Here is a 19,243-nt window from a genome sequence, read left to right on the forward strand (position 1 = left end):
TTCTCGTCCGCCCCCTGGAAAAGGCGGGGACGCGGGCGAAATCCCTGTTGATCCACTCCGGCCAGACGGCCGCCTTCGCCGCCGTGGCCGTCCTGGCCGCCGCGGCCGCCCCGAATGTCGCCACCCAGCCGCCCGCGCCCCTGACGGAGGCCAAGGCGGCCCCGGTCGCGCCGCCCGTCAAGGCCGAGGTCGAGGACGCCGGCCCGATCATGCGCCAGATCGTCTTCGCCGCCCCGGTCCGCGGCCATGCGGTGAACTCCAAGTTCGGCCTTCGCAAACTGGCGATCGAGGCCAAGGCCCGGGCGCACAAGGGCGTGGACATCGCCGCCCCCAAGGGCACGAGCGTCTTCACCGCCGCCGAGGGCCGCGTGGTCCGCACCGGCTACGAGGCCGGCGGCTACGGCGCCTTCATAGAGGTGCGCCATCCCAACGGCATGAGCACCCTGTACGCCCACCTCAGCCGCATCGACGTGACGCGCGGCGCGGCGATCGCGGCCGGCCAACGCATCGGCCTGGTCGGCTCCACCGGCTATTCCACCGGGCCGCACCTGCATTTCGAGGTGCGCCGCAACGACGCCCAGATCAATCCGGCCAAGGTCGTCGGCCGCAGCTTCGCCGTGGTCGTCGAAGCCTGACCGCGACAGCGGGTCCGTCGTTTGCCGCTGGCCTTCTGCGTCGCCCTTGCTAGGCTCGCCGCAAAGGGACGGGAGGCGACATGGCGGCGGCGTTGACGCTGGAAGGCGTGGGCAAGCGGTACGGAACGTTCGAGGCCGTGCGCGATCTCAGCTTCCAGGTGGAGAAGGGTTCGATCTGCGGCTTCTTGGGCCCGAACGGCGCCGGCAAGACCTCGACCCTGCGGATGATCCTGGGCCTGCAGCCGGCGACGTCCGGGCGCATCGACATCCTGGGCGCGGCCGACGGGCGCGAGGTGCGCGACCGAATCGGTTTCCTGCCGGAGGAGCGCGGCCTCTATCGCAAGATGACGCCGGTGGAGGCCATCGCCTTTTTCGGTTCGCTGAAGGGCCTGCCCGCCCATGAAGGCCGCAAGCGCGCGGTCGCCCTGCTGGAGCAGCAGGGGCTGGGCGCCTCGCAGAAGAAGAAGATGAAGGAGCTGTCCAAGGGCATGGCCCAGAAGGTCCAGCTTCTGGCCTCTGTCGTGCATCGCCCCGAATTCGTGATCCTGGACGAACCCTTCTCGGGCCTGGACCCGGTCAACCAGCAGGGCCTGGAGACCATGATCCGCGACCTGGCCGCCCAGGGGGCCACGGTCCTGTTCTCCACCCATGTGATGCAGCACGCCGAGCGGCTGTGCGACAAGGTGGTGCTGCTGGCGCGCGGGCGAAAGGCGTTCGAGGGCTCGGTCGAGGCCGCCAGGGCCACCGCGCCCCGCTTCCTGGAACTGGACGGCGCCCTGTCGACCCAGGCGGTCGCCGCCCTGCCCGGCGTGACGGGGGTCGAGGTGGTGGACGAGGCGGGCGACACGCGGCGGCTGAAAGCGGCGCTGGCTGCGGGCGCGGGCGGCCAGGACACGCTGAAGGCCGCCTTCCTGACCGGACTGGACGTGCGCGGCTTCGCCCTGAAGGAGCCGACGTTGCACGACGCCTTCATCGGCCTGACCGGCGACCATCCGGACCAGCCCCAGACCTCTTCCCACACCGCGGAGGCGGCCCGATGAACCGCACCCTTCTGATCGCGCGCCGCGAATACGTGGCCTACGCAAAGACGGTGGGCTTCTGGCTGTCGCTGTTGGCCTTTCCGATGTTCGCCGTGCTGGGCGGCGCCATTCCCGTTCTCATCCGCTCGTCCGAGCCGGTGCGCGCCGTGGCCGTGATCGAGGAAGGCCCGGCCGCCTCCGGCCTGGCCGCCGCGGTCCGCGACGCCCTCCAGGCCGAGGTCGATCAGGCCCGAACCCGCGTGGAGGACGCGACCGGACAGGCCGAGGCCGGCGCCGGCCGGGCCGTGGCCACCGCCCTGGCCGCGCCCAAGATGCGTCTCGTCGCGCCGCCCCCGCCATCGCCGACGCCCCGCCGGGAGCGGCGCGCGACGCCGCCATCCGCGCGGCGCTGGACAAGCAGGCGCCCGAGGACCAGCGGCTGGACGCCGTCGTCTTCCTGACGCGCCAGGACGGCAAGCCCGCCGCCCAGGTGTGGACCAGCCGCACCAACGACGACAACGTCGCCGGCTTCATCCGCGACGCCCTGTCCGACACCTATCGCGAGCAGACGCTGGGCGCCGCCGGCGTGCCCGCCGCCGTCATCGCCGATGTCGAGGACTTCCGGCCGGAGGTGAAGGCCTTTTCGCCCAATGCGGCGGGCGGGGGCGAGGTGTCCCTGCGCGACCGCCTGCCGTCGTTCATCGGCCTGGGGGCCGGGTTCGTTCTGTGGTCGCTGATCCTGACCGGCGCCTCGATCCTGCTGAACAGCGTGATGGAGGAAAAGTCCAACCGCATCCTGGAGATCCTGCTGTCCTCGGCCTCGGCGACCGAGATCCTGACGGGCAAGGTGCTGGGCGTGGCCCTGCTGACGCTGACGGTCCTGCGGTCTGGGGCGGCATCGGCGCCTTCAGCCTGCTCAGCGCCGCGCCCGACGTGGCCGTGGATGTGGGCCAGGCCCTGCTGCGCGACGGCATGGTCTTCTACTTCATCGCCTACATGGTGGGCGGCTATCTGATGTATGCGGTCCTGTTCGCCGCCATCGGGGCCTTTTGCGAGACGCCGCGCGACGCCCAGACCCTGATGGGGCCGATCATGATGGTGCTGGTGGTGCCCATCCTGGTCATGCAGATGGCCCTGCGGACGCCCGACGCCATCGTGGTCAAGGTGCTGTCGTGGATCCCCCTGTTCACCCCCTTCCTGATGAGCGCGCGCGCGCCCGCCCATCCGCCGATGATCGAGATCGTGCTGACCCTGATCGGCATGTTCGCCGCCGCGGCCCTGATGGTCTGGATCGCCGGCCGCGCCTTCCGCGCCGGCGCCCTGTCGGACGTGAAGCTGAGCTGGAAAAGCTTCGGCCGGGCGATCACCGGCCGGGCCTGACGCGCGGAAGAAGTCCTCAACACGGAAAGAAAAAGGCCGCTCCGATGGAGCGGCCTTTGATCTTTCAGGCTTTCGCCTGGTCTTAGCGGCCGGCGCGCGGCTTGGGCGCGGGGGCAGGCCCTCGCGCTGGGCGCGCTTGCGGGCCAGCTTGCGGGCGCGACGGACGGCTTCCGCCTTTTGGCGGGCGCGCTTTTCCGACGGCTTTTCGTAGTGCACGTGGCGCTTCATTTCACGGAAGCTGCCTTCGCGCTGCATCTTCTTCTTCAGGGCCTTGAGCGCCTGATCGACGTTGTTGTCGCGGACGAAAATCTGAACCAGGGTTCTCTCTCCTTTGGCCGCCCGCCGCGTCCTTTCGAAGGGAGACGGGCAGACAAATAAAATCCTCTTCCGAAAGCAGGGCTCCCGGATGAAGGCGCGCTGATACACGAGCCTCCCGCCGCTGTCCAGCCGATGCCGACGATTGTGAAGGCTCGAAAGCGGTCGCCGACAGGCGTATGATCGGCGTCATGACGCACGCCGCCGACGGGGCCCCCGACTGGGCCGCCCAGACCGAACAGACCGTCCTGGACGCCGCCATCGCCCGCGCGCCCGCCCTGGGCTGGAACGCCCGGCTGGTCCGCGAGGCGTGCGAGGCCTGCGGCCTGTCGCTGGGCGATCAGGAACTGCTGCTGCCCAACGGCGCGCGCGATCTGGCCGCCCTGCTGTCGCGTCGCCACGACGCCCGCGCCCTTCAGGCCCTGGGGGCCGTCGACGCCGCCGCGCTGAAGATTCGCGAGCGAGATCGCCCGCGCCGTGTCCGAACGGATGGAGGCCGGCGCCGCCGACCTGGAGGCCACGCGCCGCTGCGCCGCCTTCCTGGCCCTGCCGGTCAACGCCGACCTGGGGCTGAAGCTGGCGTGGGAAAGCGCCGACCACCTGTGGCGCTGGGCCGGCGACACGGCGACAGACTGGAACCACTATTCCAAGCGCACCATCCTGTCGGGCATCCTGATCCCCGCCCTGACCCTGCGCTGGTTCGACGGGCGCGAGGCGGCGGAGGCGTTCGTGGCGCGCCGCATCGACAACGTCATGGCGTTCGAGAAGTGGAAGGCCGGCAAGGACTTCGACGCGCCGTTCCGGAAGGTGACCGACGCGCTGAGCCGGATGCGCTACGGCGCGCGAGCGTAAGCGCCTTTCCGTTCATCCCGGCTTTCGCCGGGATGAACGGATCAAAGAGAACCGAGCACCCGGTTCACATGGGCCATCTTGCGGCCCGGGCGCGCCTCGGCCTTGCCATAGAGATGCAGACGGCGATCGGACTTTCCGGCCAGGTCGCGCCACTGGTCGACCTCGTCGCCCAGCAGGTTGCTCATCTCGACGCGGGCGTGCGCCGCCGTGGGGCCCAGCGGCCAGCCGGCGACGGCGCGGACGTGCTGCTCGAACTGGTCGCAGACGCAGCCGTCCTGGGTCCAGTGGCCGGTGTTGTGGACGCGCGGCGCGATCTCGTTGACCAGCAGGACGTCGTCGCCCAGATCGAACAGCTCGACCCCGATCACGCCGACATAGTCCAGGCCGTCCAGGATGGCCTCGGCGATGGCGCGGGCGCGGACCTGGGTGGCCTCGTCCACCGTCGCGGGGGCCAGGGTGGTGCGCAGAACCCCGCCCTCGTGCCGGTTCTCGCCCAGCGGATAGACCGCCATCCGCCCGTCCCAGTCGCGCGCGGCGATGACCGACAGTTCGCGCACGAAGGCGGCGCGCGCCTCCAGGATGGCCGGGCGGCCGCCCAGGCTCTCCAGCGCGGCGGGCGCGTCCTCGATGGCGCGGATCCAGACCTGGCCCTTGCCGTCATAGCCCTCGCGCCGGGTCTTCAGCAGGGCCGGCAGGCCCAGTTCGGTCAGGCCCACGACCAGGTCGTCCAGGGTGTCGACCACGGCGAAGGCCACCGTCGGCGCCCCGACCGCGTTCAGGAAGGTCTTTTCGTCCACCCGGTCCTGCGACACGCGCAGCGCCGTCGGCCCTGGCGCGACCAGGGCCCCGGCCTCGGCCAGCCGCTCGATCAGATCGGCGGGCACGTTCTCGAACTCGAAGGTCACGACGTCGGCGGCGCGGCCCAGGGCGGTCAGGGCGTCCGGGTCGTCATAGGCGGCCACGATCTGGCGGGCGGAAACGCGGCCGGCGGGGCTGTCGGGCTCCGGGTCCAGGATCACGACGTCCAGCCCGAGGCGCGAGGCGGCCTGGCTGAGCATCCGGCCCAGCTGGCCGCCGCCCAGGATGCCAAGGGTCGAACCGGGGGGAAGCGGCAGATCGGGCACTCAGTCCTCGACGGTTTCGGCGATGGAATCGGTCTGGGCGGCGCGGAAGTCTTCCAGACGTCCCGCCAGGGCCGGGTCGGCCAGGCCCAGGATCTGCGCGGCCAGAAGCCCGGCGTTGGCGGCGCCCGCCTCGCCGATGGCCAGGGTGGCGACAGGCACGCCCGCCGGCATCTGCACGATCGACAACAGGCTGTCCAAGCCCTTCAGCGCCTTGGACTGGACCGGCACGCCCAGCACCGGCAGTTCGGTCATGGAGGCGACCATGCCCGGCAGGTGGGCCGCCCCGCCGGCGCCGGCGATCACCACCTTGAAGCCGGCCCCCTTGGCGCCCGTCGCGAACTGAACCAGCCGATGGGGCGTGCGGTGCGCGCTGACGACGCTGGCCTTCCAGCCGACGCCCAGCTGGTCCAGCCGATCGGCCGCCAGCTTCATGGTGGGCCAGTCGGACCGGCTGCCCATGATGATCGCCACCGGGGTTTCGGAAGTCGCCATGCGTTCGGGCCCCTCTCGGAAAGGCGCCCGTTACAGCACACGCGTTGCGCCCGCAACCAACGGCGTTAGCATCGGCCTGTCGCGCGACCTGCTGAGTCGCGCTCCGGGGAGCCTTTCGCGCCGTGACCGACGTGGCCGATATCGACCTGAACGCCGAGATCGAGCGCCTGCGCGCCGAGGTCGAGACCTTGCGCCTGCGCGCCGAGGCGGCCGAGGCGGCGGCCGATCACGACGTCCTGACGCCGGCCCTCAACAGGCGCGGCTTTGTTGCGGTCATGCAGCGGACCATCGCCTACTGCCGGCGACACGACGTGCCGGCGACGCTGCTCTATCTGGATCTGGACGGGTTCAAGGGGGTCAACGATCGGCTGGGCCACGCGGCCGGCGACGCCGCCCTGGTCAAGGTCGCCGAACTGATGCTGGCGAACCTGCGCGAATCGGACGCCGTGGGCCGCCTGGGCGGCGACGAGTTCGCCCTGCTGATGCTGAATGCGGGGCTGGACGAGGGCCGCGCCAAGGCCCGGCAGCTGGCGGAAACCCTGGCGGCCGAACCCTTCGCCTGGGAGGGCCGGACCGCGCCCCTGGGCGGATCGTTCGGCGTGCGCGCCTGGGACGGCCATGCCGATCCCGAAGCCTGGCTGGCCGAGGCCGACGCCGCCATGTGGGTGCGAAAGAAGGGGCGCTGAGGCCCCTTCCCGCTCGTATTGCTTACAGCGGCAGCCGAAGCTGGACGCCGCCCATGTGGCTGTCGGCGTGATCGCCGAAGCGGCCGCGATAGCCGACCGTCACCCGAACGGGCCCGACCTCGCCCTCCAGCCCGGCCGAGGCCAGGACCTGGCCGCCGAACGGATCGTCGATCTCGCGTTCCAGAACCTGGGCCGGATTGTTGTGGAGGCCGACCCGCAGCGGATCGGAGCTGTCGTCCAGCGCATCGCGATAGCCCCCTTCGGCGAACAGGGCGAAGCCGCCCAGGTCGGCCTCGGCGCGCAGCGCCACCTCGCCGCTCAGCGCCTTCAGGTCTCGATCCTGATACGCGTACTGGGCCGCGAGACCCTGCTCGAAATAGCCGTCCACCTGGCTGGAGGTCCACGTCAGGGCCGCGCGCGGCGACAGGGCGACGCCGCCCATGTCGAACCAGGTTCCCGCCTGCAGGCGCGCGCCGGTGCTGACCGCGGTCGTCTCGGCGGTGTGGACGATCGGCGCCAGGCTGGTGATCCGCTTCATGTCGTCGATATTGTCGCGCGCCACCCCGACCACGCCGTTGACGAAGACGCCCGACGGCGCGCGCCAGCCGGCGTAGAGGTCCAGGCCGAAGCTCTCGACCTCGAACGTCAGCGTCTGGCTTTCCACGTCGCTGACCCGCGCGGTCCCCGCCAGGCCGACGCGCATCGCCTCGGACGGGCCGGCCTCCAGCGCGATCCGCCCGCCCCAGCCGTCGGACGACGCGTCGCCCACGACGCCGCGCGCGTCGTAGTCGGCGCTGTCGACCATGGCCGAGCCGGTCAGGGACACCCCCGCGTCCAATCCTGGCGGCCCGAGAAGGCCTCGCTGGCGGCGTCCAGCGCATCCTCGCGGTGCCGGAAGGCCGTCTCGCCCGCCAGCGTCGCCTGGGCGCCGATGTCGGCGTAGTAGAGATAGTCCGTCGCCAGGCGGGCGATCGCCCGGTGGCCGGCGGCCGTCGGATGGACGTCGTCGAAATAGAAATAGGTGTCGGGACTGGCGCAGACGCTGGTCCCGGTGAAGCATTTGTCCGTAACGTTGGTGAAGCCGAAGTCGGCGGGATTCGCGGCGATGACGTCGCCAATCCTGAACAGGTCCATCAGGATGATGTTGCTGCCCGGTTGCGCCGCCGCTGTGGCGTTCAGCTTGGTCAGCAGCGTCGAGTTGAAGTTGCCGGCCGCGGCGTCCGCCAGGCCGGCCGCGGGCGCGCCGGCGGGCGAGCGAAACTGCGGCGTCAGGCTGAGCTTGGGCAGATTGGCCACCAGGATCGTGCCCGCCCCGGCGCCGGCGACGGCGTTGACCAGGGTGTTGACGTTGCTCGAGGCGGTGTTGGTGACCGTGTTCATATAGGCCAGGGGCGCCGACGAGGCGCCGGCCAGGGCCAGGGTCTGAAAGATGTCGTTGGCGCCGCCCAGCACCGTGACCAGGTCGCCCTGGCCGAACCGGCCGCCGCGGCCGGTGTAGGCGCCCAGTTGCGCCAGCATTCCCGGCGGGGCGTGGTCGACGCGTCGGTCCGCGATCCCCCGAAGGCGTAGTTGATGCTGCCGGAGACCGAGCCCGTGAAGTTGGCGGCGTTGAAGCCCAGCAGCTCGGTCCACACCGGCCCGCTGGAGAAGCGGCCCTGGAAATAGGGCGGCGACGGCGGCGTCGCGCCTCCGGTCGCCAGATACAAGTTGCCGTTGTCGCTCAGGCTGTCGCCGAAAACGACCAGGCGATCATAGGATTGCGCCGAGGCGGCGCCGGCGAAGGCGCAGGCGGCGAGCGCGAGGGCGGCGACGGCGCCGCCGGTGACGAAACGTGGCATTGAATCCTCCCACGGCCGTCATGAGCGCGGCCGTTGAGGCTCACTGTGCGCCTGTTCGCGGCGAGCGCAAGATGCCGTTTCGTCAGCATCTGGAGCAATTTTGCGCGACCTGATGCGGCTGTGCGGCTTTACCCCGCCCAGTTGGGCGGGCGCTTGTCCAGGAAGGCGGCGACGCCTTCGCGGCCTTCGTCGGACACGCGGGCGCGCGCGATGCGGCGCGCGGTGTCGTCGATCAGACCCGTGTCGATCTTGTGGTGAGCGAGGTCGTGGACCAGCCGCTTGGCGTCGCCCATGGCGCCGGGCGCATTGGCCGACAGGCTGTCGGACAGCATCTCGATGAACTGGTCGACCGAACCTTCCGGCAGGACCATGTCGATCAGGCCGGCGTGGGCCGCGTAGTCGGCGTCGAAGATGTTGCCGGTCAGGAACAGCTGGCGCGCGCGGCGCGCGCCGACCGCCTCGATCACATAGGGGGCGATGGTCGCCGGAATCAGGCCCAGCTTGACCTCGGAAAAGGCGAAGCGCGCGCCCGCCACGGCCACGGCCATGTCGCAGGCCGCCACGATGCCGGCGCCGCCGCCCATGGCCGACCCTTCGACCACCGCCACCGTCAGGGCGGGCACGTCGTGCAGGGCCTTCAGCATCCGGGCCAGGCCTTGCGCGTCGGTGCGATTGTCGGCCTCGGACCAGCCGGCGGCGTCGCGCATCCAGTTCAGGTCGGCGCCGGCGCTGAAGGTCCCGCCCGCGCCGCGGATGAAGACGACGCGAACCCGGTCGGCGCCGTGCAGGGTCTCGAACGCCTCGTGCAGGGCGGCGATGGTCGCGGCGTCGAAGGCGTTCTTCTTGTGCGACCGGTTGATGGTGACGAAGACCACGCCGTCGGCGGTGGCGTCGATCTGGACCAGATCGTCGTTGGCGTCCGGCGCCGGGTCGGCGACCAGCGGGTGGGCGATGCGGTTGATCTCGGCCTCTTCGGCGTCGGTGACGTCCAGGGCTTCCAGGTCGGCTTCGGTCGGCTTGCGGTCGGTCATGTCGGGCTCCTTGGCCGAAGAACGTTCGGGAGGGATGTAGCGCTCCCGGTCGCCGTTGGAAAAGCGCTTGTCGCCGGACAGGTGACGAAGCGCGCGCGAGACCCTACCTAGAGCCCATGACCGTTCACGCCTCCCCGCCGCCCATCCTCGAAACCGCCGGGGTCGATCCCGACGAGGCCCTGTCGATCCTGAAGGGCGCCTTGGCCGGCGCCGACGACGGCGAGCTGTTCCTGGAACGCGCCGAGAGCGAGAGCCTGGTGTTCGACGACGGGCGGCTGAAGTCGGCGGCCTATGACGCGACCGAGGGCTTCGGCCTGCGGGTCGTGGCGGGCGAGACCGCCGGCTACGCCCACGCCAACGAGATTTCGGCCGCCGCCCTGCGCCGCGCCGCCGATAGCGCCGCCCTGGCCAAGCAGGGCCACGCGGGCGTCGCGGCCGACGCCCCGCGCGCCACCAACCAGAAGCTCTATGGCGAGGTCGATCCCCTCGCCTCGCCCGCGTTTTCCGACAAGATCGCCCTGCTGGCCGAGATCGACGCCTGGGCCCGCGCCCGCGATCCGCGCGTGGTGCAGGTCTCGGCCTCGCTGGTCGGAGAGCGGCGGGCCATCGAGATCCTGCGCGCCGACGACCGGGCGGTGCGCGACATCCGCCCGCTGGTGCGGCTGAACGTCTCGGTCACCGTCGAGCAGGACGGGCGGCGCGAGAGCGCCTCCTCCGGCGCCGGCGGCCGCGCCGGGTTCGAGACCTGGGTCGCGCCCGAACGCTGGCAGGCCCAGGTGGACGAGGCGTTGCGCCAGGCGCTGGTGAACCTGGAGGCGGTCGACTGTCCGGCCGGTGAGATGGACGTGGTGCTGGGCGCCGGCTGGCCCGGCGTGTTGCTGCACGAGGCCATCGGCCACGGGTTCGAGGGGGACTTCCACCGCAAGGGCTCGTCGGTCTTCAACGGCATGATGGGCAAGCGGGTCGCCGCGCCGGGCGTGACGGTGGTGGACGACGGCTCCATCGCCGGGCGGCGCGGCTCGCTGTCCGTCGACGACGAGGGCACCCCGACGCAGCGAAACGTGCTGATCGAGGACGGGATCATGGTCGGGCTGATGCACGACCGGCTGTCCGCGCGGCAGATGGGGGTTCAGGCCACCGGCAACGGGCGACGCCAATCGTTCGCCCATATGCCCATGCCGCGCATGACCAACACCTTCATGGAGGGCGGCAAGGATTCGAAGGCCGACATGATCGCCGGCACCAAGCGCGGCCTCTACGCCGCCAACTTTTCGGGCGGCCAGGTGGACATCACCAACGGCAAGTTCGTCTTCCAGTGCAACGAGGCCTATCTGATCGAGGACGGGGTGATCACCGCGCCCGTCCGGGGCGCCACCCTGATCGGCGACGGCGCCACGGCCCTGACCCGGATCGAGATGATCGGCGACGACTTCGCCTTCGACCCCGGCGTCGGCGTCTGCGGCAAGGCGGGCCAGGGCGTGCCGGTCGGCATCGGCCAGCCCAGCCTGAAGATCGCCGGCCTGACCGTGGGCGGCACGGCGGTCTGAGCCTAGCGGAACCGTATCGGACAGTGACGTGTTTCCCCGCCACACCGGAGAGGAGACCCCCAATGCCCACCGAACGTACTGTTGAGCATCCCGACGGCCGCGTCGAACGCATCACCGAGACCTCGGCGGCCCCCACCGTCGTCGAACGTCGCGGCGGCGGCGGCATGGGCGCCATCGTGGCGCTGGTCATCGGCCTGCTGGCCGTGCTCGTGATCGGCTATTTCCTGATGAACATGAGCCGCAACGACGCCGTGGAATCCAACGCCATCGCCGGCGCCGCCGACAGCGTGGGCAATGCGGCGGACAACATCGGCGACGCCGCGCGCGACGCGGTTCCCGAACGCCCCAACTGATTTCGCTTCGATGGCGCCGCGCCCGGATCGGCTGAACGCCTGGCTTTCCAGTCCCCGCCTGCGCTGGGGACTGGGCGGTCTGGCGATCGTCGCGACCGGCGCGGCGTTCGTCGCGATGACGGCGCGTCCTGCGCCGGCGACGGCCGAGATCGACCCGTCCCTGATCCAGATTCGCCTGGTGGCGCCCCCCGAGCCCGAGGTCGAGCCCGGAGAGGTCATGGATGTGGGGCGGCTGAGCGACGGTTTCGACCGGGCCGTGCTGATCCGAGCCGAGGCCGCCCGCCGCGCGGACGAAGCCGCCGCCGCGGCCGCCCTGGCCTATCATGAAGACGACTATGGCGACGCCTACGTCGAAGAGTCTGATCAGGACGCCGTTCGCGGGGTTCGATCCGACGGCTGGCGGCCGGTCGTGACCCTGCCGGCGCCGCCCCCGCGCCCGACCGACCAGGCGCAGGCCTTCGTCGGGTCCCCCGCCGCCTACGGGTTCGACGCCCCTCGGCCCGACTACGCCGCAGAACGTCGCGCCCGACGCGACGCGTGGGAGGCGCGGGCCGCCCAAGACGCCGCGCGCGACGCCGCCGAACGGCGCGCCCGCCCCTACGCCGACATGGGCTACTGAGCCGCCGACGGCCCGGCGCGCCAGTCGGGACCGCGCACCTCCAAGCCGGCCGCCTGAAGACGATCCAGCACGCCCTCGTCCTCGGCCAGGAGCCGCAGCGGCGCCACCGCCAGCGTCACGCCGGGCTCCGCCAAGGCGGCCTGAACCGCCGCGATCCAGCGTTGCCGCAGCGCCGGCCCGATTTCGGGATCGCCCGTCGGCCAGCAGCGGTCGAAGGCCTGGTCCAGCGGATTGGCCAGCACGGCCGCGACCCGCAGTCGGCTCCAGTCGTCCAGGCGTCGCGCCGCCCCCTCGGGCCCCGCCTCGGCCGCGCGCGACGCCGCGTCCAGACAGGGCAGATAGGTCTCTGGCGGCGCCTGGAGCAGGTTGTCGATCATCTCGTCGCCCCGCACGAAGCCCACCGACTGGCCGGGCACGTCGGCCTGGCGCGCCGCTTCGCGCACCACGCGCTCCACCGCCCGCTCTCCCCGGGGCGCGCCCGCGCTCCTGAGCAGATCGAAGCTCTGGGCGGTGGGCGTCTCGGTGCGCCACCCCTGCGCGCGCTCGCCGGCGTGCAGCCGCTCCAACCGCGCCATCAGTTCGGGTGACGCGTAATCGGCGATGGTCGTGTCCTTGGGCAGCCGGGCCACGGTGCGGATGCGCCAGATGACCCGCATCACATCGGCCAGCGAAGCCCGGCCCTCGATCGGATAGAGGATCCGCTCGGCCCGCGCGGTCGCCGCCTCCAGCGCCTCGGGCCGCCAGGCGTAGTCGCGGGGCACGCCGGAGATGGCGCCGACCAGGATGACCGATCCCGTCGCGGTCTCCACGGTCCACATGGGCAGGCCGGCCCGGCGCGCCACCACCACGATCTCGTCCACCGTGGCGACGGCGTCCTGCGGCGGGGCCGGCTGGGCCGAAACGCCGCCAGCGCCCAGCAGCCCGACCATCAGGCCCAGGCAGACGATCTTCAATCGCATGGCGACCTCCCAAACATTACAAACCGTATAGACTTCGTCTCTGAAGTATTGGCACGTGAAATCCCTGTAATGATGTCGCCGATTTAATCCACCTTTCCGCCTTGTAACTGGAGATGACCGGCGCGGATCGTCACACCTTCCCCACCAAATCCGAGGGGAAGACCAATGACAAAGACCGCCCTGATGGCCACCACCGCCCTGCTGTTCGCCAGCTCCGCGGCCTGGGCCGGCGACGAACCGCAAGTGGCCGAGGCCCCCGTGCCGACCGGCGCGACCCGCCAGGCGCCCCTGGCCGACGCCGCCCAGCGCGGCGTGCTGGTGTTCACGCCCGACTTCTTCGCGGCCCAGAGCCCCAACACCGCGCTGGACATGGTCAACCGCGTCCCCGGCTTCTCGGTCGACGACGGATCGGGCGCGCGGGGCTTCGAGGGCGCGGTCGGCAACGTCCTGATCAACAACGCCCGGCCGGCCTCCAAGAACGACACCGGCTCGAACGTCCTGTCCCGCACCCTGGCGCGTCAGGTGGACCGGATCGAGCTGATCCGCGGCGGCGCGCCCGGCATCGACATGCAGGGCTATTCGGTCGTGGTGAACGTCATCCTGAAGGCCGAGAGCAGCCGCCAGTCGATCCTGACCTGGAACACCACCCAGTTCGAAGGCGCCGGTACGGACCTGTACGGCGGCAGCTATCAGTTCACCGCGCGCGAGGGCGACCGGAGCTGGGGCGTGACGCTGTCCGACGGCGTCAGCATGAGCGATTCCAACGGCGCCGGGCGGCTGATCCGCCGGGATGCGGCCGGGAACGTGCTGCGCGACGAGGCGACGATCAACGACGGCTATGGCGGAGGAAACTCGATCCGCGGCACCTACGCCGGCCCTCTGGCGGGGGGCAAGGTGGACCTGACGGCCCGTTACGGCGTCAACGACTGGCACAGCTACGACATCGCCCAGTCCGCGACGGCCTATCGCGAAAGCCGCGACGGCGAGGACAGCGACGGCGGCGAGTTCGGCGTCACCTGGGAGCGTCCGCTGAACGACCGCTTCAAGCTGGAAACCCGGCTGATGCACGATTTCGGCAGCTGGGACGGGTTGTCGACCTATACGGTCCGCGAGGACGGCGTCGCCGCCCCCGAGCAGGCCTTCGCCTATTCCGGAAACAGTTCGGAAAGCATCCTGCGCGCCCTGGTCCGCCACGAACGTTCGCCCAAGGTGACGATCGAGACCGGCGGCGAGATCGCCTACAACATGCGCGAGACCGAACAGGCCTTCACCGTCGGCGGAACGAACATTCCCCTGCCCAGCGCCTCGGTGAAGGTGGAGGAGACCCGCGGCGAGCTGTTCTCCAAGGGCACCTGGCGGCTGCACCCCGATCTGACGCTGGAGGGCGGTCTGCGGCTGGAGGCCTCGACCATCAGCCAATCGGGCGACGCCGACCAGGAAAAGAGCTTCTTCTTCGCCAAGCCGCGCTTCCAGGCGACCTGGACGCCGATGCCCGACAACCAGCTGCGCTTCCGCTTCGAGCGCGAGCTGGGCCAGCTGGACTTCTCGGACTTCGCCGCCTCGGCCGAACTGCAGGACGAGAACGTGTTCGGCGGCAACGTCGACCTGGAACCGGAACAGCGCTGGATCAGCGAACTGACCTACGAGCGCCGCTTCTGGGGCGAGGGCGTGGTCTCCATCGGTTATCGCCACGACGAGATCGTCGACGTGATCGACGTGATCCCCCTGGCCGACGACCTGTCGGCGATCGGCAACATCGGCGACGGCACGCTGGACCAGCTGTCGCTGAACGTGGTGGTCCCGCTGGACAAGATCGGCTTCACCGGCGGCCAGTTCACCTTCAAGAACGACTGGAACAAGACCCGCGTGACGGACCCGACCACGGGCGAGGAACGCCCCATCTCGGGCGTGCGCTCGACCCAGGCCAACGTCGGCGTGCAGCAGGACATCGCCAGCTGGAAGCTGCAATGGGGCGTCAACTGGCTGCCCTATCTGAGCGGACAGCCGACCTACGACCCGGACCAGGTCTCGGGCTGGCGCGGATCGGACTATGTCGAGGCCTTCGTGGAATACAAGCCGACCTCCACCCTGGCGATCCGCGCCCAGCTGAACGTGTGGGACGACTTCACCCTGCGGCGCACGGTCTTCACGGACCGCGAGACGCGCGACACCCTGTTCGTCGAGGAGCGGGAGATCGATCCCCGCACCTTCGTCTCCCTGCGGATCCGCAAGACGTTCTGAGGTCGGAGAGCGGCAAAGAAGAAGCCCCGGCGGATCGCTCCGCCGGGGCTTTTCCGTGCCGGATGGTTCAGCCGGTCAGTGGACGCCGGCCATGCCCTTCTTCAGCAGCGGCGAGATCAGCAGCAGGAAGACGCCGACGCCGACGCCGACCCAGCCGATGGTCCCGAAGATGGAGCCATACGTCTGCAGCGCCAGTGCCGGGCTGGTGACCACCCCAGCGACGGTGTCCGTCGCCGTCGCCTTGGCGATGATGCCGGCGACGATGTGGGCCACCGAACTGGACAGGAACCAGACGCCCATCATCAAACCGACCACCCGCGCCACCGACAGCTTGGTGATCATCGACAGGCCCACGGGCGACAGGCACAGTTCGCCGATCGTGTGGAAGAAGTAGGTCAGGAACAGGAACATCAGGGGGACGCGGAAAGCGTCGTTCGCCATGTTCGACGCCGCCCAAGTCAGGACCAGGAAGCCGAAGCCCACCAGCACCAGACCAAAAGAGAACTTGACCGGCGTGGAAGGCTCGCGATTGCGCTTGGCCAGCCAGACCCACAGGGCGGCCATGACCGGGCCGCCGAGCACGATGATGCCCGGATTGAAGGTCTGGGTCATGGCCGCGTTGAACCAAGAGGGCATTTCGGTCGACTGGTCTGCGAACAGGGTCAGCGAGGAGCCGGCCTGTTCGAACAGGGCCCAGAACAGCACGGAGAAGAAGATCAGCACCTGGGCGACCAGCATGCGCGACCGCTCGGCGCCCTTCAGACGCAGCACGGTGAAGCCCACCACGCCCGCGAAGATAACCCCGGCGATCCACGGCAGCGCCGTCTCGATGATCTCGTGACGCTGCATCAGGAGCCAGGTCGGGATCACCGCGATGATGCCGGCGATCCAGAAGAAGGGCACCAACGGCACGCCCAGGATCGAACGGCCCTGGATCGGAACCGGCGGTCCGCCACGGCCCTCGAGCCACGACTGGCCCAGAACGAAGGTCAGGAGGCCCGCCAGCATGCCGATGCCGGCCAGACCAAAACCGTAAGCCCAGCCGTATTTGATGCCGAGATAGGAACAGGCGATCGTGGCCAGGAAGGAGCCGAGGTTGATGCCGACGTAGAAGATGGTGAAGCCGCCGTCGCGACGGGGATCATTCTCTTCGTAGAGGGCGCCGACGACGGTGGAGATGTTGGCCTTCAGGAATCCGACGCCGACGATGATCAGCGACAGCGCCAGGAACAGGACCGGCTCGCCCAAGGTGGTGTCGCGGGTGGTTTCCAGCGTGTATCCGCCGGCGGCGGTGAAGGCGGGGAAGCCGGCCTGGGCCGATGCTTGCGGCGCGGCGGCGGCGGCCGGATCCAGAGCGCCGGTCGGTTGGGCGTCGAGAGCGGCTCCTGTGGCGACGGCGGCGACGTCGGCGGCGTTCGCGGCCGACGGCTCGGCGCCGACGGTGGAGACGCCTTCGGGCGTGATTGCGATGTGAACGCGCTCGTCACCGTTGACGGCGAAGATCTGACGGTTCTGGTCGCGACCCTCGACCTGAAGTTCATAGGTGGTGTCGCCGATGGTCAGGCGTTCACGGCCGCCCGAGCCTTCGAAAGCCATGGTGAAGTGGCCCAAGACCAGCAATACGGCGCCGATGATGACCGCCTTGCGTGATCCCAGATACCTGTCGGCGATCATGCCGCCGATGACCGGCATCAGATAGACCAGGGCGGCGTAGGCGGCGTAGATGCCCTGCGCCTCGGCCGGGCCGAACAGGAAGTGCTGCGTCAGGTACAGGACCAGCAACGCCCGCATGCCGTAGTAGGAGAACCGCTCCCACATCTCGGTGAAGAACAGGATCACCAGCCCCCGCGGGTGGCCCAAGAATGTCTTGCGAGGCGCGAGCGCCCCCCCATCCGTCGCTGTCAACGGCTCACTCCCAACTGCCGCGCCATGACCCGGCGCGCGAAAGGCGCATAAGCAGCACGGTCGGCCCGCCCGAACAAGGCTTAAGGCTAGCGCCGCGTTAACTTGTCCCGTCCCCGGCGGGCTGGCCCGCGCCGTGCTTGATGGCTGGGCGACCGGCGCGGGATGTGCCGGCGTGGGACGAGGAGAAGGCGATGGCCGTGCGGCCGATGCAGCCGTCGGACTATGAGGGGGTCAACCGCCTCTATCGCTCGGTCGGCTGGCCGGAACGGTCGCTGGCGGGCTGGCGCTGGCTGGAGGCCAACCCCGCGCGGCTGGAGACCGCCGCGCCGGTCGGATGGGTGATCGCCGACGAGGCCGACGCGCCCGCGGCCGTGGTCGGAAACCTGGTGCAGCGCTTTCACGCCGGCGAGCGCCGACTGATCGGCGCGACGGGCTTTTCGATCGTGGTGCCGCCGTCGCGGGCGGGGGTCAGCCGGTCCCTGATCCGTGCGGTGATGAAGCAGCCGGGTCTGTTCGCCGCCTACACCTTCAACGCCAATCCCAAGGCCGCGCCGCTCTACAAGATGTTCGGCCTGCGTCCCTTCCCGGACCGGACGCACGCCTTGAAGCTGTCCTGGCGGGTCGACTGGGCGGCCAGCCTGGGCGGACGCCTGCTGCGCGCCCTCTACGCTCGCACGCCGGCGGAACGGGCGCACCGGATCGGCGAACGGCTGCTGAACCGCCGACTGGATGCGAACCGGCCGTTGCGACTGCCCGAGGGGGTGCAGGTTCTGCGCGATCTGTCGGACCGCTCGGCCTACGCCGCCTACTGGACGACGCTGAAGGCGGCGACGCCGCTGGTCGCGGATCGGTCGCCCGAGACGATGCGCTGGCGACTGGCCGACCCGGACCAGGCGCGCCCGCCCCTGCTGCTGGCCGTGGTGCGCGACGGCGCGATCCAGGCCACGGCGATGGCGATGATCGCCAAGACCAGCATCCTCGAGCCGCCCTGTCTGGACATCATCGACCTGACCGCCCTGCCCGGCCCTGGGGCGGACGGGGACATCCAGGATCTGGCGCGCACGCTGATCGCCAACGCCCGGGGAATGGGCGCGGCCAAGGTGCGGTTGCCGATGGTGTCGCCAGACCTCTTGGCCCGGTTGGGGCCGCTGGCGACGCGGGCCCGCAAGGAGGGCGGCTGGGGTCATTGCCACGCCCGCATCACGGACGACGCCCTGGCCGCGCTGTGGGCGCCGACGCCGTTCGACGGCGACTTCTCGATCTGCTCGCGGCCGGCGCCGGTTCGGTCCGTCCCCGCGGCGCGGCGCCGGCCCGCAACCGTCGGTCAGGCGATGAAGGCCTGACGCCTCAGGGGTTGGGGCGGGCCTTCAGTTCGTCGCGGATCTCGGTCAGCAGGGCCTCGGTCGGGGTCGGGGCCGCCGGCGCCGGATCGGGCTGGGCCGCCTGCTGACGGCGCAGGGCGTTGACGCCCTTGACCACCAGGAAGACCACCCAGGCCACGATCAGGAACTGGATGACGGTGTTCAGGAAGGCGCCGTACTGGATGGCGACCTTCTCGACCTCTTCGGTCGCCGGATTCTCGGGCCGCAGCACCCATTCCAGCTTGGAAAAGTCGATGCCGCCGGTGATCAGGCCGATGGGCGGCATCACCACCTGGTCCACCAGGCTCTTGACGATGCCGTTGAAGGCCGCGCCGATGATGACGCCGACGGCCAGGTCGACGACGTTGCCCTTGACCGCGAACTCGCGGAATTCGGAAACCAGGCTCATGGGATGCTCCTTACGGTTCAGGCGTCGCCGGATGCGTTCAGACGTTCGCGCAATTCCTTGCCGCTCTTGAAGAAGGGCACCGCCTTGGCGGGGACGTCGACGGTCTCGCCGGTGCGCGGGTTGCGGCCCTGCCGCGCGGGCCGCGACCGGACGGAAAAGGCGCCGAAGCCGCGCAGTTCGACCCGGCCGCCCTCGGACAGGGCGTCGGTCATCTTGCCGAGAATGACATTGACCAGCCGCTCCACCTCCGCATGGGTCAGATGGGTGTTCTCGGCCGCCAGTTTCTCGATCATCTCCGACTTGATCATGAAAGCCCCTGCCCTGACCCTTCCGCTGAGACGTGCTTTGAGGTTCGGTCCACCCTAACCCCCGAACGACATTGCACAAAGCCCCTTTGCGCGCCTTCGTTCGACGGCACCATGTCGGTTGCCGGACAGAGGCGCAAGGGGACAGGCGGGCGCCGACGCGCGCCCGGAC

The 19,243-nt window shown here is 70.2% G+C and carries 21 protein-coding genes and 2 pseudogenes; 12 read left to right on the forward strand and 11 right to left on the reverse strand.

Translation table 11 applies throughout. From position 1 onward, the window contains the following. Positions 1 to 47 precede the first annotated feature (47 nt). From MU852_RS02855 to MU852_RS17200, 5 genes are all read left to right on the forward strand, one after another. Complete coding sequence (locus MU852_RS02855) at positions 48 to 635, forward strand: M23 family metallopeptidase (protein WP_249750936.1); 588 nt, start codon at positions 48 to 50, stop codon at positions 633 to 635. Positions 636 to 715: 80 nt separating this feature from the next. Then, positions 716 to 1,675: an ABC transporter ATP-binding protein gene (locus tag MU852_RS02860; protein ID WP_249750937.1), complete on the forward strand. Its 960-nt coding sequence runs from the start codon at positions 716 to 718 to the stop codon at positions 1,673 to 1,675. Then, positions 1,672 to 2,115 carry an ABC transporter permease family protein gene (locus MU852_RS02865; RefSeq protein WP_249750938.1) on the forward strand — a complete coding sequence of 148 codons (444 nt, stop codon included), beginning with the start codon at positions 1,672 to 1,674 and terminating at the stop codon, positions 2,113 to 2,115. Before MU852_RS02860 ends, MU852_RS02865 begins: the two co-directional genes overlap by 4 nt. Then, positions 2,112 to 2,669 (forward strand): ABC transporter permease, encoded by a 558-nt coding sequence (locus MU852_RS17195; protein WP_283843840.1) that lies wholly within the window; start codon positions 2,112 to 2,114, stop codon positions 2,667 to 2,669. The genes MU852_RS02865 and MU852_RS17195 overlap by 4 nt, the downstream gene beginning before the upstream one ends. Then, a complete protein-coding gene (locus MU852_RS17200; RefSeq protein ID WP_283843756.1) occupies positions 2,600 to 3,034 on the forward strand; it encodes an ABC transporter permease in 435 nt (144 codons plus the stop codon). The genes MU852_RS17195 and MU852_RS17200 overlap by 70 nt, the downstream gene beginning before the upstream one ends. A 96-nt stretch (positions 3,035 to 3,130) precedes the next feature. On the opposite strand, the pseudogene rpsU reads toward MU852_RS17200, so the two are convergent. Continuing rightward, positions 3,131 to 3,352, reverse strand: a pseudogene (rpsU, locus tag MU852_RS02875) (30S ribosomal protein S21); the annotation flags it as partial. A 188-nt stretch (positions 3,353 to 3,540) separates the two neighbouring features. Here rpsU and MU852_RS02880 point away from each other — a divergent pair. Continuing rightward, positions 3,541 to 4,201: pseudogene (locus MU852_RS02880) on the forward strand (COQ9 family protein). 41 nt (positions 4,202 to 4,242) lie between these two features. Here MU852_RS02880 and MU852_RS02885 read toward each other — a convergent pair. Then, positions 4,243 to 5,325, reverse strand: coding sequence for a 5-(carboxyamino)imidazole ribonucleotide synthase (locus tag MU852_RS02885; protein WP_249750939.1), 1,083 nt, complete (start codon positions 5,323 to 5,325; stop codon positions 4,243 to 4,245). Beyond that, positions 5,326 to 5,817: a 5-(carboxyamino)imidazole ribonucleotide mutase gene (gene purE, locus MU852_RS02890; protein WP_249750940.1), complete on the reverse strand. Its 492-nt coding sequence runs from the start codon at positions 5,815 to 5,817 to the stop codon at positions 5,326 to 5,328. It lies immediately after the preceding gene. A 122-nt stretch (positions 5,818 to 5,939) separates the two neighbouring features. Between purE and MU852_RS02895 the strand changes: the two genes are divergently transcribed. Continuing rightward, positions 5,940 to 6,503, forward strand: a complete 564-nt coding sequence (locus MU852_RS02895) for a GGDEF domain-containing protein (RefSeq protein WP_249750941.1) — start codon at positions 5,940 to 5,942, stop codon at positions 6,501 to 6,503. A 22-nt stretch (positions 6,504 to 6,525) separates the two neighbouring features. Here MU852_RS02895 and MU852_RS02900 read toward each other — a convergent pair whose 3' ends face one another. The 4 genes from MU852_RS02900 to MU852_RS02910 all read right to left on the reverse strand — a co-directional run bounded on the left by MU852_RS02900 (position 6,526) and on the right by MU852_RS02910 (position 9,372). After that, positions 6,526 to 7,329, reverse strand: a complete 804-nt coding sequence (locus MU852_RS02900; RefSeq protein ID WP_249750942.1) for an autotransporter outer membrane beta-barrel domain-containing protein — start codon at positions 7,327 to 7,329, stop codon at positions 6,526 to 6,528. After that, entirely contained in the window at positions 7,320 to 7,955 is a 636-nt protein-coding gene (locus MU852_RS17205; RefSeq protein WP_283843841.1) for an SGNH/GDSL hydrolase family protein, read from the reverse strand. The genes MU852_RS02900 and MU852_RS17205 overlap by 10 nt, the downstream gene beginning before the upstream one ends. After that, positions 7,880 to 8,341 carry an SGNH/GDSL hydrolase family protein gene (locus MU852_RS17210; protein WP_283843758.1) on the reverse strand — a complete coding sequence of 154 codons (462 nt, stop codon included), beginning with the start codon at positions 8,339 to 8,341 and terminating at the stop codon, positions 7,880 to 7,882. The genes MU852_RS17205 and MU852_RS17210 overlap by 76 nt, the downstream gene beginning before the upstream one ends. Before the next feature lie 128 nt (positions 8,342 to 8,469). Next, on the reverse strand, positions 8,470 to 9,372 hold the full coding sequence (locus tag MU852_RS02910) for an enoyl-CoA hydratase-related protein (RefSeq protein ID WP_249750943.1): 903 nt from the start codon (positions 9,370 to 9,372) through the stop codon (positions 8,470 to 8,472). A gap of 116 nt (positions 9,373 to 9,488) precedes the next feature. Between MU852_RS02910 and tldD the strand changes: the two genes are divergently transcribed. The 3 genes from tldD to MU852_RS02925 all read left to right on the forward strand — a co-directional run bounded on the left by tldD (position 9,489) and on the right by MU852_RS02925 (position 11,891). Further along, entirely contained in the window at positions 9,489 to 10,919 is a 1,431-nt protein-coding gene (gene tldD / locus MU852_RS02915; protein WP_249750944.1) for a metalloprotease TldD, read from the forward strand. A gap of 62 nt (positions 10,920 to 10,981) precedes the next feature. After that, entirely contained in the window at positions 10,982 to 11,272 is a 291-nt protein-coding gene (locus MU852_RS02920) for a hypothetical protein (protein WP_249750945.1), read from the forward strand. A 10-nt stretch (positions 11,273 to 11,282) separates the two neighbouring features. Further along, positions 11,283 to 11,891 (forward strand): hypothetical protein, encoded by a 609-nt coding sequence (locus MU852_RS02925; protein WP_249750946.1) that lies wholly within the window; start codon positions 11,283 to 11,285, stop codon positions 11,889 to 11,891. Here the strand turns inward: MU852_RS02925 and MU852_RS02930 are convergent. Further along, positions 11,885 to 12,850 (reverse strand): TraB/GumN family protein, encoded by a 966-nt coding sequence (locus MU852_RS02930; RefSeq protein ID WP_249750947.1) that lies wholly within the window; start codon positions 12,848 to 12,850, stop codon positions 11,885 to 11,887. The genes MU852_RS02925 and MU852_RS02930 overlap by 7 nt on opposite strands. Before the next feature lie 165 nt (positions 12,851 to 13,015). Here MU852_RS02930 and MU852_RS02935 point away from each other — a divergent pair, with 165 nt between their 5' ends. Next, complete coding sequence (locus MU852_RS02935) at positions 13,016 to 15,091, forward strand: TonB-dependent receptor plug domain-containing protein (RefSeq protein WP_249750948.1); 2,076 nt, start codon at positions 13,016 to 13,018, stop codon at positions 15,089 to 15,091. Positions 15,092 to 15,166: 75 nt separating this feature from the next. Here MU852_RS02935 and MU852_RS02940 read toward each other — a convergent pair whose 3' ends face one another. Continuing rightward, complete coding sequence (locus MU852_RS02940; RefSeq protein WP_249750949.1) at positions 15,167 to 16,951, reverse strand: peptide MFS transporter; 1,785 nt, start codon at positions 16,949 to 16,951, stop codon at positions 15,167 to 15,169. Between the two features lie 236 nt (positions 16,952 to 17,187). Here MU852_RS02940 and MU852_RS02945 point away from each other — a divergent pair, with 236 nt between their 5' ends. Next, the gene (locus MU852_RS02945; RefSeq protein WP_249750950.1) at positions 17,188 to 18,339 is read left to right on the forward strand and encodes an N-acetyltransferase; all 1,152 of its coding nucleotides are present in this window, start codon (positions 17,188 to 17,190) and stop codon (positions 18,337 to 18,339) included. 4 nt (positions 18,340 to 18,343) lie between these two features. On the opposite strand, the gene mscL is transcribed toward MU852_RS02945, so the two are convergent. Both mscL and MU852_RS02955 read right to left on the reverse strand, forming a co-directional pair. Further along, positions 18,344 to 18,766, reverse strand: coding sequence for a large-conductance mechanosensitive channel protein MscL (gene mscL / locus MU852_RS02950; protein ID WP_249750951.1), 423 nt, complete (start codon positions 18,764 to 18,766; stop codon positions 18,344 to 18,346). Positions 18,767 to 18,783: 17 nt separating this feature from the next. Then, positions 18,784 to 19,074 (reverse strand): integration host factor subunit beta, encoded by a 291-nt coding sequence (locus tag MU852_RS02955; RefSeq protein WP_249750952.1) that lies wholly within the window; start codon positions 19,072 to 19,074, stop codon positions 18,784 to 18,786. Positions 19,075 to 19,243 lie beyond the last annotated feature (169 nt).

The organism is Brevundimonas albigilva, from assembly GCF_023503965.1.
Classification (GTDB): domain Bacteria; phylum Pseudomonadota; class Alphaproteobacteria; order Caulobacterales; family Caulobacteraceae; genus Brevundimonas; species Brevundimonas albigilva.